This is a genomic window from Thioclava atlantica, from assembly GCF_000737065.1.
Taxonomy (GTDB): Bacteria; Pseudomonadota; Alphaproteobacteria; order Rhodobacterales; family Rhodobacteraceae; genus Thioclava; species Thioclava atlantica.
Window position 1 is genome coordinate 43,634 of record NZ_AQRC01000004.1, and the last position, 13,109, is coordinate 56,742.

The 13,109-nt window shown below is 67.3% G+C and carries 12 protein-coding genes; 7 read left to right on the forward strand and 5 right to left on the reverse strand.

The window, feature by feature from the left end; all coding sequences use genetic code 11:
- Positions 1 to 2: 2 nt before the first annotated feature.
- The 3 genes from DW2_RS06230 to DW2_RS06240 all read right to left on the reverse strand — a co-directional run bounded on the left by DW2_RS06230 (position 3) and on the right by DW2_RS06240 (position 5,821).
- Entirely contained in the window at positions 3 to 3,371 is a 3,369-nt protein-coding gene (locus DW2_RS06230) for an efflux RND transporter permease subunit (RefSeq protein WP_038144643.1), read from the reverse strand.
- Position 3,372: 1 nt separating this feature from the next.
- On the reverse strand, positions 3,373 to 4,833 hold the full coding sequence (locus DW2_RS06235) for an efflux RND transporter periplasmic adaptor subunit (RefSeq protein WP_038144644.1): 1,461 nt from the start codon (positions 4,831 to 4,833) through the stop codon (positions 3,373 to 3,375).
- Positions 4,834 to 4,996: 163 nt separating this feature from the next.
- Positions 4,997 to 5,821: a uracil-DNA glycosylase gene (locus DW2_RS06240; protein ID WP_038144652.1), complete on the reverse strand. Its 825-nt coding sequence runs from the start codon at positions 5,819 to 5,821 to the stop codon at positions 4,997 to 4,999.
- A gap of 98 nt (positions 5,822 to 5,919) precedes the next feature.
- On the opposite strand from DW2_RS06240, the gene DW2_RS06245 reads away from it, so the two are divergent.
- The 4 genes from DW2_RS06245 to plsY are packed head-to-tail and all read left to right on the forward strand — an operon-like array spanning position 5,920 to position 9,285.
- Positions 5,920 to 6,885 carry an aspartate carbamoyltransferase catalytic subunit gene (locus DW2_RS06245; protein WP_038144655.1) on the forward strand — a complete coding sequence of 322 codons (966 nt, stop codon included), beginning with the start codon at positions 5,920 to 5,922 and terminating at the stop codon, positions 6,883 to 6,885.
- Positions 6,878 to 7,363: a hypothetical protein gene (locus DW2_RS06250; protein ID WP_051855530.1), complete on the forward strand. Its 486-nt coding sequence runs from the start codon at positions 6,878 to 6,880 to the stop codon at positions 7,361 to 7,363. The genes DW2_RS06245 and DW2_RS06250 overlap by 8 nt, the downstream gene beginning before the upstream one ends.
- Positions 7,364 to 7,377: 14 nt before the next feature.
- A complete protein-coding gene (pyrC, locus tag DW2_RS06255; RefSeq protein WP_038144656.1) occupies positions 7,378 to 8,658 on the forward strand; it encodes a dihydroorotase in 1,281 nt (426 codons plus the stop codon).
- An 18-nt stretch (positions 8,659 to 8,676) separates the two neighbouring features.
- Positions 8,677 to 9,285, forward strand: coding sequence for a glycerol-3-phosphate 1-O-acyltransferase PlsY (gene plsY / locus DW2_RS06260; RefSeq protein WP_038144658.1), 609 nt, complete (start codon positions 8,677 to 8,679; stop codon positions 9,283 to 9,285).
- Positions 9,286 to 9,291: 6 nt separating this feature from the next.
- Here plsY and DW2_RS06265 read toward each other — a convergent pair whose 3' ends face one another.
- Positions 9,292 to 10,023, reverse strand: coding sequence for an SDR family NAD(P)-dependent oxidoreductase (locus tag DW2_RS06265; RefSeq protein WP_038144659.1), 732 nt, complete (start codon positions 10,021 to 10,023; stop codon positions 9,292 to 9,294).
- A 143-nt stretch (positions 10,024 to 10,166) separates the two neighbouring features.
- Here DW2_RS06265 and argB point away from each other — a divergent pair, with 143 nt between their 5' ends.
- From argB to DW2_RS06280, 3 genes are read left to right on the forward strand one after another with little or no spacing between them, the layout of a single operon-like run.
- Positions 10,167 to 11,045, forward strand: coding sequence for an acetylglutamate kinase (argB, locus tag DW2_RS06270; RefSeq protein ID WP_038144662.1), 879 nt, complete (start codon positions 10,167 to 10,169; stop codon positions 11,043 to 11,045).
- On the forward strand, positions 11,042 to 11,692 hold the full coding sequence (locus DW2_RS06275; RefSeq protein ID WP_051855534.1) for a hypothetical protein: 651 nt from the start codon (positions 11,042 to 11,044) through the stop codon (positions 11,690 to 11,692). The genes argB and DW2_RS06275 overlap by 4 nt, the downstream gene beginning before the upstream one ends.
- The gene (locus DW2_RS06280) at positions 11,689 to 12,207 is read left to right on the forward strand and encodes a SixA phosphatase family protein (RefSeq protein WP_038144665.1); all 519 of its coding nucleotides are present in this window, start codon (positions 11,689 to 11,691) and stop codon (positions 12,205 to 12,207) included. The genes DW2_RS06275 and DW2_RS06280 overlap by 4 nt, the downstream gene beginning before the upstream one ends.
- Positions 12,208 to 12,307: 100 nt before the next feature.
- Here the strand turns inward: DW2_RS06280 and DW2_RS06285 are convergent, their stop codons facing one another.
- Positions 12,308 to 13,099: an amino acid ABC transporter ATP-binding protein gene (locus tag DW2_RS06285; protein ID WP_038144667.1), complete on the reverse strand. Its 792-nt coding sequence runs from the start codon at positions 13,097 to 13,099 to the stop codon at positions 12,308 to 12,310.
- Positions 13,100 to 13,109: the final 10 nt, after the last annotated feature.

Below are 13,109 nucleotides of genomic sequence, written 5' to 3' on the forward strand. Positions count from 1 at the left end.
ATTCAGGCATCTGGCGGCGCGATGTGCCGGACATGTCCGCGCAACAAGCGTGGCGCGAGCACCCCGGCAAGACCCACGATCAGCGCCGAGATCAGCGCGAAGGCCCCGAAGGCCGGCAGAAGCGCCCCGCCCTCGACCATCGCGCGCCCGAGCGTGACCGCGAAGCCCCCCGTCAGCAGCAGCGCCACCCCGGCCAGGACGCCGCGCAGCCGAACGACACGCGCCCCGTGGCGCACCGCACGGATCTGACGCCCGAAATCGAGCTGGATCGCCAGCACCGCAGGCACCACCAGCAGCACGATCACCATCCCGAAACCGAGCCCGTAGACGAGGGTGATGACCGTCGGCTTGAGGAACAGTGCCGAACTCGATTGTTCGTACAGTAGCGGCGCGAGGCCGAGCACCGTGGTCAGCGTGGTCAGCAGCACCGGGCGCAGACGATCCGAAACCGCATCGACGATCGCCGGAACGAGGCCGCGTTTCTCGGCATATTCGTCGACCGTCGAGATCAGGACGATCGCGTCGTTGATGATGATCCCGACCATGCCGATCGCGCCCACCACCGAGAACATCGAGAGCGGCATGTCCCAGATATAATGCCCCCAGATCGCGCCGACGGCGCCGAAGGGGATCACCGACATCACCACGAGCGGCCGGGTCCAGCTCGCGAATATCCAGGCAAGGACGATGAAGATGCCCACGAGGCACATGACGAGGCCGACCAGCGCGTCCGACAGGAAATCACGCTCCTGTTCGGCCTGACCGGCGAGCTGGAAGCTCACGCCGCGCTCCTCGGCGATCCGCGGCAGGATCTCCTTCTCGATCTGCGCCGTGATCTGGTTGGCGCGCGCCGGATCATCCTCGGAGATATCGCCGGTGACCGCGACCTGCCGCACGCCATCCTCGCGCCGGATCGTCGAGAACCCGGTCTGGCTGCGCACCGCGACGATATCGGCCAGCGGCACCCATTTGCCCGAGGGGCTGCGCAACTGCATCCGGTCGATGAAATCGGCGGCGAGTTCGTCTTTCGGAAGCTCCACCTGAATCGTTGCTGTGCGCACCCCGTCGGGGAAACTCGCGGCTTCCGTGCCATTGAGCCGGGCGCGCAGCTCGCGCCCCAGCGTCGCGATATCGAAGCCCAGCGCCTCGCCCTGCGGCGTCAGGTCGAGGATCATCTCGCGCTTGTCATAGGCGAGGTTGTCCTCGACCGCGGAGACCTCGGGGAATTGTGCGAGCGCGGTCTTCAGGTCCTCCGCCGCCTCCTTGAGCACGCGCGTCTCCGCCCCCGAGAATTGCACGTCGATCCCGTCGCCCGCCCCGCCCGCGCTGTAACGGCGGAAGCTGATCTCCTCGACGAGCGGCAGATGCGGCATTTCCTTTTGCAGGCGCGAGACGAATTCGAAGCTCGAATAGGGGCGATAGTCGGGGTCGATCACCTCGACCGAGATCGACCCGAGCAGATCGGCATCCTTCGTATCGGCCGAGGCGAGCCCCCGGCCCGACGCCCCGCCGATCTGCGCGATCGCGTATTCGACCGGGTTCACCCCGTATTCGTCCTCGAACTCCTTCGCGACCTTGGTCACGGTCGCCTGCATCGCGCGCATCATCTCGAGCGTATCGGCCCGAGTCGCCCCCTCGACCATCGCGAAGGAGCCGCTGACGGTGGATTGCTCGGGCGGGCTGAAGAAGCGCCACTGGACCTTGCCCGAGAGCACGAAGGAGACCTGCCAGAACAGCAGCGCGATGGCGGCCGCGATGACCGGATAACGCGCCGCCACCACTGCGCGGGTGAGCGGCTTCATCACGACGCGGCGGAACCATGCGAGCCCCTCGTTCACCTTGCGCGACGGCCAGTCGTACCACTTGCCCTCGGAGGTGTGGCGCAGCGCGTGGCTCATGTGGTTGGGCAGGATCAGGAAGCACTCGACGAGCGAGGCCGCGAGCACCGCGATCACCGTGTAGGGAATGTCGAGGATCATGCTCCCCATGCGCCCGCCGATCATCGTGAGCCCGGCAAAGGCGATCACCGTGGTCAGGGTCGAGGCGAAGACGGGTGCGGCCATCCTGCGCGCACCGCGCTCGGAGGCGATCACCGGATGCTCGCCCAGATGGCGGGCGCGGAAATCGGCATGTTCGCCCACCACGATGGCGTCATCGACCACGATCCCCAGCGTCAGGATGAGCGCGAAGATCGAGATCATGTTGAGCGTCATCCCCGAGAAATACATCACCGCCAGCGCGGCGGCCATCGAGGTCGGGATGCCCATCGCGACCCAGAAGGCGGTGCGCGCATTGAGGAAGAGGAACAGAAGCCCCAGCACGAGGGCGAGCCCGAGCACCCCGTTGTTCAACAGCAGATCGAGCCGCTGCGTGATCCGGTCCGAGCGCGTGCGCACCAGATCCATCGTGGTCCCCGCGGGCAGCGTCGGCTGCATCGTCGCGATGACGCTCTCGACCTTCTTCTGGATCGCGATCGCGTCGCCCGCGGCCGAGCGCGCGACATTGATCACCACCGCCGGATTGTCGCCCACGAAATAGGCCCGGTCCCGGTTGCCGCCCTCGACCCGGATCGTCGCGACATCGCCCACGGTGAGTTGCGAGCCGTCGGGCTCGGTCCGGATCACCAGCGAGGCGATTTCGGGGGCGCTGCGACGCTCCTCCCCGGTGGTGACGCGGGTCGCGCCGCCGGCCACATCGCCTGCCGGATCGGTCGAGGCCGCGGCCGAGATCACGTCGATGATCTGGGTCAGCGTCACGTCATGCGCCATCATCGAGACCGTGGACACCTCGACCACGGTCTCGGGCGCTGCGATCCCGGCAAGCGAGGTGCGCGTCACGCCCTGCTGGTAGAGCCGGGTCACCGCCTCGTCGCCCAACCGACCGAGTTGTTCGACCGAGAGCGGGCCGGTGATCACCAGATCGGTCACGGTATCGCGCCAGACGCCGCGCTGGACCTCCGGCGCCTCGGCGCCTTCGGGGAGGTCCCCTGCGGTGGCGAGCGCGTTCTCGACATCGTTGACCGCGCGCGACATGTCCCAGCCCGGTTCGAAATCGAGCGAGATCCGCGCAGAGCCTTCCGAGGCCCGACTTTCGGAATGCTCGACGCCCTCCACGGCGATGAGCGAGGGTTCAAGCACCTGGATGATCGCGCGGTCGACTTCCTCCGCCCCCGCGCCCGGCCATTTCACCGAGACGGAAACCGTTTCCTCGACCGAGTCGGGAAAGAATTGCGCGCGCATCCGCGGCACCGCCACGATCCCCGCGCAGAGCATGATGACAAGCACGATATTGGCAAGCGTCGCGTGGCGCGTGAACAGCCCGATCAGGCCACGTCCGCGCGGGATCGACCCGAGGTCCTTCGGCCCCGCCATCTCAGCCTCCGATCCGCGATTCGAGCCGCTGGACCGTCTCGGCCGGCACCTCGTCCTGCGAGAGCTGAGCGATCAGGTCCTTCTTCGCCGTCTCGGGCATCCGCGCATTGCCCTCGACGAAGGCGATCAGCTTGGCGCGGCGTTCGGGATCGAGCTTGACCGTCCGGCTCGGCGCAGGGGTGGCGGACTGGCCCTGACGCATCGGGCGCAGCTTGATCCCGCGCCCGAGAAGCGGCGTGCGCTCGGCCACGATTTCGGTCCCCGCTTTGAGATCGGCGCGGATGATGACCGCATCGCCCTGACGGTGCAGGATCTCGACCGGCGCTTCCTCCAGCCGGTCCTCCGGGCCGAGGACGAGCACCGTGTTCTTCGCATCGACCGCCGCGGCCGGGATCTTCGCGACATTCTCGAGCGCCGGCTCGCGCAGTTGCACGGTCACGAAATCGCCGGGTCGCAGATGCGCGGCCCCTTGTGTGACCTGCGCGAAGAGCTGGCGCCCGGCCACCCCGGCCTCGACCGCCGGAGAAACCCGCGTCAGATGCCCCTCCGCGCGCAGGCGCGCGCCGGAGCTGTTGAGGTCCGCGGTGACGGGAAGATCGCGCAGCGTGCCCTGCCTCGTCGTCAGACGCGCGAATTGCGCGGTGGAGACCCGGAACGCGACTTCGAGCGCGGACGGGTCGATCAGCTTCCCGAGCATCTCGTTATTCGACACGAGCCCCCCCGCGACCGCATTCACCTCGGCGAGGCGCCCGGCGAATTCGGCCCGGATCTCGGTATCGGCCAGCTTGCGCTCCGCCTCCGAAAGCGTGATGCGCGCGCGGGTCAGCCCGGTGCGCGCGGTATCGAGCTGGGCCTGCGCAGAGGAGAGCGCCGCACGGCGGTTGAGCACCGCCTGCTCGGCCGCGGAGGCGGCCAATTCCGCCGTCTCGAGCGCGGAGGCGGAGCCCACGCCGCGATCCGAGAGACTCTGCTGGCGTTCGAGCGCCGACTTGCGCAGATCCGCCTGCCGCTGCGCCGCCGCCACATCGTCGCGGGCGATCGCGAGCGACCGCTCGGCCTGGGCCAGCGCGGCTTCGGCTTCGGCCACCGAGGCCTTGGCGGTGTCGCGCGCGGCCTGCGCCTCGGCCGGATCGAGCTTCACCAGCAATTCGCCTTTCGCGACGTCCGCCCCGTCCTCGAAATCGGGCGCGAGCGTCGCGATCGTGCCCGCGGAAGCCGCGCGCAGTTCCAGCTCGCGGGTGGAACGCACCTCACCATAGGCGGTCAGCACCGGCTCGATCGTGGTGTAGTCGAGCGCAATCACATTGGCCGCGAAGACCCGCTCGCGCGCGGCAGGGGCCCGACCGCTCGCGCTCTTGCGCGCCTCGATCGCCTTGAAGATCGAAAACCCGCCCATCGCCAGCAGGCCGAGGGTGAGCGCCAGCAAGAACAGCCCCATCAGGGAGCGGGTGAGAAACCGCATGTGATCTCCAGTATTCCGGTCTCGGATCAGCGCTCACGCCACCGCGCGAAGACGCGATCTCATCTTATCGCGCCCCTGCAGCGGAGGGGAACGGTTTGTTATACGTGCAAGCCCGGAACTTCCGTCACTTTTTTCACGGCCGCGCGACGGATTTTCGCGCCCCTCACCCCTGCGCCAGGAGCCGTGCCCGGATCTGCAGAAGGTCGGCCCAGGCCTCGCGCTTGGCCGCAGGGTTGCGCAGCAGATAGGCGGGGTGCGTCATCGGCAGCGCCGGACGCCCGAAAGCCTCGGCCCAGGTGCCGCGAAGCCGCAGGATGCCGCGCTTGCCGAGGGCGGCAGCGCAGGCCGCGTTGCCCATCAGCACGATCAGGTCGGGATCGGCGAGATCGACGTGACGGGCGAGGAAGGGCAGCATCTGCGCGATCTCGGCGGCCTCGGGCTCGCGATTTCCGGGCGGGCGCCAAGGCAGGACATTGGTGATATAGAGACCGGCCTCGGCATCCGGCGTCTCACGCGAAAGGCCGATCGCTGCGAACATCCGGTCGAGCAGATGCCCCGCACGCCCCACGAAGGGGCGCCCCTTCTGGTCCTCTTCGCGCCCCGGCGCCTCGCCGATCACCATCACCCGCGCCGAGGGCTTACCATCGGCGAATACGGTGTTGCGCGCGCCTTTCTTCAGCTCGCACAGATCATAGGCTTCGATCGCCGCCCGCAACGCTTCGAGACTGTCGGCCCGGCCTGCCGCCTCGCGCGCGACGACGACCGGATCGGGTCCCTCGATCCTTGCGACCTGCGCCACCGGCGGAAGCGCCGGATCGGGGGCCGCGGCGTCCGTCGCGGGCGGTTGCGGCGCGGCCTGCTTGCCCGGAAGCTCGTAGCGATCGACCGGCTCGTCGGCGATCGGCGTGTCCACACCCATCTCGAGCTGCCATTCGAGAGCGGCCAGAGCGGCGTGATAGTCGAATTCCGGGGGCGCTTGAGTCTCCATCGCGTCACCCTAATCTGCCGACATGCGACGGTAAAGCGGCTGGACGCCCGCCCCCCCGTTTGCCATAAGCGGGACCAGTCCAACCGGAGCATCGCGCAATGGCATTTCGCCCAAGGCACCTGCTGGGGATCGAGCATCTGAGCCCCGAGGATATCCGCACAGTTCTCGACCTTGCCGAAGAATATGTCGATCTCAACCGTCGCACGGTCAAGAAGACGGATGCGCTGGAGGGGATGACGCAGATCAACATGTTCTTCGAGAACTCGACGCGCACCCAGGCCTCCTTCGAACTGGCGGGCAAGCGGCTCGGGGCGGACGTGATGAACATGGCGATGCAGACCTCGAGCGTGAAGAAGGGCGAGACGCTGATCGACACCGCGCTGACGCTCAACGCGATGCATCCCGACCTGCTGGTCGTGCGCCACGGATCGTCCGGCGCGGTGGACCTGCTCGCGCAGAAGGTCGAATGCGCGGTGATCAATGCCGGCGACGGCAAGCACGAACATCCCACGCAGGCGCTGCTCGACGCGCTCACGATCCGGCGCGAGAAGGGCCGGATCCAGCGCCTCACCGTCGCGATCTGCGGCGACGTGGCGCACAGCCGGGTCGCGCGGTCGAACCTGATCCTGCTGGGCAAGATGGAAAACCGCGTGCGCCTGATCGCGCCCCCCACCCTGATGCCGTCGGGCGTGGCCGAATTCGGCTGCGAGGTCTATGACGACATGCGCGAAGGGCTGCGCGACGCCGATGTGGTGATGATGCTGCGGCTTCAGAAAGAGCGCATGGATGGCGGCTTCATTCCGTCCGAGCGCGAATATTTCCACCGCTACGGGCTGGATGCCGAGAAGCTGGCCTATGCCAAGGACGACGCCATCGTGATGCATCCGGGACCGATGAACCGTGGCGTCGAGATCGACGGCACCATTGCCGACGACATCAACCGCTCGGTCATTCAGGAACAGGTGGAGATGGGCGTCGCGGTGCGCATGGCGGTGATGGACCTGCTGGCGCGCAACCTGCGCGCCGATCGCGGACGCGCGCTCAACGAGGGCACCTATGTCTGAGCTTGAGCGCGACGAGGTCCTCAATTACCGCCCCGGCCCCGAGAGCGAATTGCCGCTCGACGAGGACGAGACGGTGCTTGCGGTCTTCGCACCCGATACGCGCCGCTACTGGAGCGATCACCTCTGGCTCGCCGGGATCGGCATGGCGCTCGCCGGCGCGGTGTTGATCGCGCTTGGCAAGCCGCACCAGATCCCGGTTGCGCTGCTCGCGATCGCGCTCGGGATGGCGGCACGCGGCTGGTATTTCAAATCCGAGGCCTTCGCGCGTCGCTGGCAGCTCACCGACAGACGCCTGATCGGACCGCAGGGCCGGCAGGTGATGCTTCTGGAAATCGAGACGGTGCGGCGGCTGATGGGCGATGTGCAGATCGTGACCCGCTCGGGCGCGAAACACCTGATCCGGCACCTCGCCGACAGCGCACCGGTGGTCGAGCGGATCGAAAGCGCCCGCAACGCGCGGCGCATGATGATGAGTTGAACGAGGCCCAGCCGATGACGATCTTCCTTCAAAACGCCCGCCTCATCGACCCCGAAGCGCTGAGCGAAACCACCGGCAACGTGGTGATCGACAACGGCCGGATCGCCGCGATCGGCGACATGTCCGCCCCCGCGGATGCCGAGGTGATCGACTGCGGCGGCAAATGTCTGGCACCGGGGATCGTGGATCTCGGGGTGAAGATCGGCGAGCCGGGCGAGCGGCATATGGAAAGCTTCCGTTCGGCGGCGCTCGCGGCGGCGGCAGGCGGGGTGACCACGATCGTGGCGCGCCCCGACACCGCATCCGCCATCGACACGCCCGAGACGCTGGAATTCGTGCGCCGCCGCGCCGCGGATGCGCCGGTGCGCATCCTGCACATGGCCGCGCTGACCAAGGGTCGCGACGGCCAGGAGATGACCGAGATCGGCTTTCTCAAGGATGCGGGCGCGGTCGCCTTCACCGATGTCGCGCGGGTCTCGGACCAGACCAAGGTGCTCCAGCGCGCCTTCACCTATGCTGCGAGCCTCGGCGTGCTGGTGATCGGCCATCCGCAGGAACCGGGCCTGTCGAAAGGCGCGGCCGTCACCTCGGGCAAGTTCGCGAGCCTGCGCGGCCTGCCCGGCGTCTCGCCGATGGCCGAACGCATGGGGCTGGAGCGCGACCTCGCGCTGGTCGAGATGACCGGGCTTGCCTATCACGCCGACCAGATCACCACCGCAAAGGCCCTGCCCGCGCTCAAGCGCGCCAAGGAGGCGGGGCTGGACGTCACCGCGGGCGTGTCGATCCATCACCTGACGCTCAACGCGCTCGACGTGGGCGATTATCGCACCTTCTTCAAGCTGACGCCTCCGCTGCGCGACGAGGAAGACCGTCTCGCGGTGATCGAGGCGGTAGCCGAGGGGCTGATCGACGTGATCTGTTCGATGCACACTCCGGCCGACGAGGAAAGCAAGCGCCTACCCTTCGAAGAGGCCGCCTCGGGCGCGGTGGGCCTCGAGACGATCCTGCCGGCGGCGATGCGGCTCTACCACTCCGGTCAGCTCTCGCTGCCGCAGCTTTTCCGCGGGCTGGCGCTCAACCCGGCGAAGCGTCTGGGTTTGCCGCAGGGTCGGCTCGCCGAAGGCGCACCCGCCGATCTGGTGCTCTTCGACCCGGACGCGCCCTTCGTGCTCGACCGGTTCAAACTGCGCTCGAAATCCAAGAACACACCATTTGACACCTCGCGGATGGAGGGCAAAACGCTTGCCACATTCGTCTCAGGGGTGCAGGTTTATAGAAACAATAACGACTTATAAGCGAGGCGAGGGCAGGCAATGCCGGGATTTGAGAACGGGTCCGTATGGCTCGGGCTGGTGGCTGCACTGGGCTACCTGCTCGGTTCGGTCCCCTTTGGCGTGGTGATCACGCGCGCTCTGGGGCTGGGCGATCTGCGCAAGATCGGCTCGGGCAATATCGGGGCGACGAACGTGCTGCGCACCGGAAACAAGCCCGCCGCGCTCGCCACGCTCCTGCTCGACAGCGGCAAGGGCGCCATCGCGGTTCTGATCGCGCGCTATTTTCTCGGCGAGACCGCCGCACAGGTCGCGGGCGCCGCCGCCTTCATCGGCCATATCTATCCCGTCTGGCTGCGTTTCCAGGGCGGCAAGGGCGTGGCGACTTTCCTTGGCACGATGATCGCGCTGTCCTGGCCGGTCGGCCTCGCCGCCTGCGGCGTGTGGCTGCTGACCGCGGTTGTGACGCGCATCTCCTCGCTCTCGGCGCTGGTCTCGGCCGCGACCACGGTTCCGCTCGCCTTCGCCTTCGAGCGGCGCGACCTCATGATGCTCGCCGCGGGCCTAGCCGTGCTGATCTTCTGGCGCCACCGCTCCAACATCGCGCGGCTCGCGATGGGGACCGAGCCGCGGATCGGCAAGAAGGGCTGAACCGCCTCAGACGTGCTGGCCGGCATTCACCTCGATCTCGGTGCCGGTGACGTAGCTCGAGGCATCCGAACACAGGAACCAGATCACGTCGGCCACTTCCGAGGGCTGCCCCAAGCGGCGCAGAGGCAGGGCCTCGACGATCTTCTCGGTGCCCGGGCTCAGGATCGACGTCTCGATCTCGCCCGGCGCGATCGCGTTCACCCGCACGCCCAGGGGCCCGAAATCATGCGCCATCTCGCGGGTCAGCGCCTTGAGCGCGGCTTTCGAGGTCGAATAGGCGGCCCCCGCGAAGGGATGGACCCGCGAGCCCGCGATCGAAGTCACGTTCACCACCGCACCCTGCGCGGCCGAGAGCTCCTCCACCAACCCGCGCGCGAGCACGATCGAGGCGAAGAAATTGATGTGGAATACCTGACCCCAGGCGCGCAGATCGGTGTCGAGCGTGTTGAGCCGCTCGCCATTGGGGCCCTTGGGGGATATCCCGGCATTGTTCACCAGAGCATGCAGCCGCCCGTCGATACGCGAGCGAATCTCTTCGATCGCCCGGATCGTCTGGTTCGGGTCCGCGAGATCGACCTGGATATGATCCTCGCGACCGCCTCCCCAGGGGCATCTCTCGGGGAACGCGTGGCGCGAGCAGGTGATCACCCGCCAGCCCTCGGCGGCGAAGCGTTTCACCGTGGCATGACCGATCCCGCGGCTCGCCCCCGTCAGCAGCATTACCTTGCGATCATCCATCATTCGTCTCCCCGTTTGCGCCCGCGTGACCCTAGCCGCTTTTGCCCCGAGCGCAACGGCCTGCCCTTTCCAAGCCCGCCGATTGGGTCTAGCAAGATGGGACCGCCGCTGCCTCCGAGGAACAGCTGATGAGAAAGCAGACCATGGATCGAGACTGGATCGCAACCGCCCGCACCCTATCCGAAGCCCTTCCCTACCTGCAGCGCTATACCGGCGCCGTCGTGGTGGTGAAATTCGGCGGCAACGCGATGGGCGATGACGAGGCGATGGCCGATTTCGCCCGCGACATCGTGCTGATGCGCCAGGTCGGCATGAATCCGGTCGTGGTGCATGGCGGCGGACCGATGATCAACGAGATGCTCAAGAAACTTGGGATCGAGAGCGATTGGGTGCGCGGCAAGCGGGTGACCGACAAGGCCACCGTCGAAGTGGTCGAGATGATCCTCTCGGGTCTCGTCAACAAGCGCATCGTGCAGGCGATCAACGATCAGGGCGGGCGCGCGGTCGGGATCTCGGGCAAGGATGACGACCTGATGGTCTGCGAGGCGGACGATCCCGAACTGGGCTTCGTCGGACGCCCCGTCGAGATGAACGTGCAGGTCATCCGCGACCTCTACAACGCCGGGATCATCCCGGTGATCGCCCCGGTCGCCACCGGCATGAACGAGAACGAGACCTTCAACGTCAACGGCGACACCGCCGCGGGCGCGGTGGCGGGCGCTTTGCAGGCCGACCGCCTTCTGCTGCTGACCGACGTGGCCGGGGTGAAGAACAAGGCCGGCGAGGTGATCACCGAGCTTACCCCCGACGACGTCACCGCGCTGATCGCCGACGGCACGATCTCGGGCGGCATGATCCCCAAGGTCGAAACCGCGCTGAAGGCGGTGGAAGACGGGGTGCGCGCGGTCGTCATCGTCGACGGCCGGGTTGCCAATGCCTGCCTGCTCGAGCTTTTCACCGAACATGGCGCGGGGTCGATGATCCGCACCACCGAACCGCGCGTGAAGCCGCGCCGCCGGTGAGCGAAACCCCGGTTGCCGAAAGCCCGGTGATCGCGGCACTCGGGGAGGCTCTCGCGCCGCACCGGCTCTTCGTCTCGGGGCTGGCGCATGAGGGCGAGGAGACGATCGCGCTGATCTCCCCCGACGAGCCCGGCTTCTGGCCCCATGTCACCGCGGCGCCGGAATTCGCCGATACGGCGCCCCACCCGCTCGACCGCTGGTCGTCACGGGTGATCGGCGGGATCGCCCCGGCCTTCGGGGCACGGGCCCTCTTTCCCTTCGACGGCCCGCCCTGGCCGCCCTTCATTCGCTGGGCGCTGAGCTCGGGCCAGAGCTTCGCGTCGCCGGTCCACATGCTCGTCCATGCCCGGATGGGGCTCTGGGCGTCGCTGCGCGGCGCGCTCGCCCTGCCCGGCCGCCTGCCGCTGCCCGAAGCCCTGCAATCCCCCTGCCTGGGCTGCGACGCTCCCTGCGCCGATGCCTGCCCGGTCGCTGCGCTCGGTCCCGAGGGCTACGACGTGCCGGCCTGCCATGCCCATCTCGATCGCGCCGAGGGGCGGGACTGCCGCGAAAACGGGTGTCGTGCACGCCGCGCTTGCCCGGTCGGCAAGAGCTATGGCAGGCTGCCTCAACAATCAGCATGGCATATGAGGCAGTTTCACCCATGACCCCGCTCGGACATCGACGCCTGATCCTGACCCGCCATGCGAAATCGAGCTGGGAAGACCCGGCCATGGAAGACCGCGACCGCCCGCTCAACACGCGCGGGCGTCTCGCCGCAACCGAATTGGGGGATTTCCTCGCCTCGCGCGGGCTCGAACCCGAGGAGGTGCTCTGCTCGAGCGCGCGGCGCACGCGCGAGACCTGGGAACGCATCGAGGGTGCGGTCATCGAGACCCGTCCCGAGATTCGCTTTGTCGACCGGCTCTACCATGCGAGCCCCGACGTGATGCTCGACGTGCTCAGATCCGCGACGGCGCCCACGGTGATGATGCTCGGCCACAATCCCGGCATCTCCGAATTCGCCCGGATGCTGCCCGCCCGCACCATCCACGACCCGGATTTCCGCCGCTTTCCGACCTGCGCCACCCTGATCGTCGATTTCCAGACCGAAGACTGGACCGAGGTGGAGCCGGGACAGGGATCGACCCTCGATTTCTTCACGCCCACGCGGCGCGGATAGCAGAAGGGCCGGTCCTGAGACCGGCCCTCGCCTTCCTATCGTCCGAAGCCGGCGGGAGATGCGGCTTCCCTCGGCGGGAAAGCCCCTCGCCGGTCTGCCCTCAATGCCCGAGGATCTGGCTCAGGAACTGCTTGGTGCGCTCCGATTGCGGGTTGTTGAAGAAGTCATGCGGGTTGTTCTGCTCGACGATCTGACCGTCGGCCATGAAGATCACCCGGTTCGCCACCGCCTGCGCGAAGCCCATCTCGTGGGTCACGCAAAGCATGGTCATGCCCTCTTCGGCGAGCTCGATCATCGTGTCGAGCACCTCCTTGATCATCTCCGGGTCGAGCGCCGAGGTCGGTTCGTCGAAGAGCATGATCCGCGGCTTCATGCACAGCGAGCGCGCGATCGCCACACGCTGCTGCTGACCGCCCGAGAGCTGGCCGGGATACTTGTCCGCCTGTTCCGGGATCTTCACCTTCTCGAGGAAATGCATCGCCGTCTCGATGGCTTCCTTCTTCGGCGTCTTGCGCACCCAGATCGGGGCCAGTGTCAGGTTCTCGAGAATGGTCAGATGCGGGAACAGGTTGAAGTGCTGGAACACCATCCCGACCTCGCGGCGGACCTTGTCGATGTTCTTCAGATCGTTGGTCAACTCGATCCCGTCCACCACGATCTTGCCCGCCTGATGTTCTTCCAGACGGTTGATGCAGCGGATCAGGGTCGACTTGCCCGACCCCGAGGGGCCGGCGATGACGATGCGCTCGCCGCGTTGCACGGTCAGGTCGATGTCACGCAGCACGTGGAACTGGCCGTACCACTTGTTCATGTTCTCGATCTGGATCGCCACCTCGTCGCTGACGGCCATGTGGCTGCGGTCGATCTCGCGCTCGAAATGCGGTTCAGTCATGGTGTTCTCC

Bases quoted from the DNA above. Each gene is read 5' to 3' on its own strand.
- argB (WP_038144662.1), top strand. From the start codon at position 10,167: ATGGATCGAGACTGGATCGCAACCGCCCGCACCCTATCCGAAGCCCTT.
- DW2_RS06235 (WP_038144644.1), bottom strand. From the start codon at position 4,833: ATGCGGTTTCTCACCCGCTCCCTGATGGGGCTGTTCTTGCTGGCGCTC.
- DW2_RS06265 (WP_038144659.1), bottom strand. From the start codon at position 10,023: ATGGATGATCGCAAGGTAATGCTGCTGACGGGGGCGAGCCGCGGGATC.
- DW2_RS06280 (WP_038144665.1), top strand. From the start codon at position 11,689: ATGACCCCGCTCGGACATCGACGCCTGATCCTGACCCGCCATGCGAAA.
- pyrC (WP_038144656.1), top strand. From the start codon at position 7,378: ATGACGATCTTCCTTCAAAACGCCCGCCTCATCGACCCCGAAGCGCTG.
- DW2_RS06285 (WP_038144667.1), bottom strand. From the start codon at position 13,099: ATGACTGAACCGCATTTCGAGCGCGAGATCGACCGCAGCCACATGGCC.
- DW2_RS06230 (WP_038144643.1), bottom strand. From the start codon at position 3,371: ATGGCGGGGCCGAAGGACCTCGGGTCGATCCCGCGCGGACGTGGCCTG.
- DW2_RS06250 (WP_051855530.1), top strand. From the start codon at position 6,878: ATGTCTGAGCTTGAGCGCGACGAGGTCCTCAATTACCGCCCCGGCCCC.
- DW2_RS06245 (WP_038144655.1), top strand. From the start codon at position 5,920: ATGGCATTTCGCCCAAGGCACCTGCTGGGGATCGAGCATCTGAGCCCC.
- plsY (WP_038144658.1), top strand. From the start codon at position 8,677: ATGCCGGGATTTGAGAACGGGTCCGTATGGCTCGGGCTGGTGGCTGCA.
- DW2_RS06240 (WP_038144652.1), bottom strand. From the start codon at position 5,821: ATGGAGACTCAAGCGCCCCCGGAATTCGACTATCACGCCGCTCTGGCC.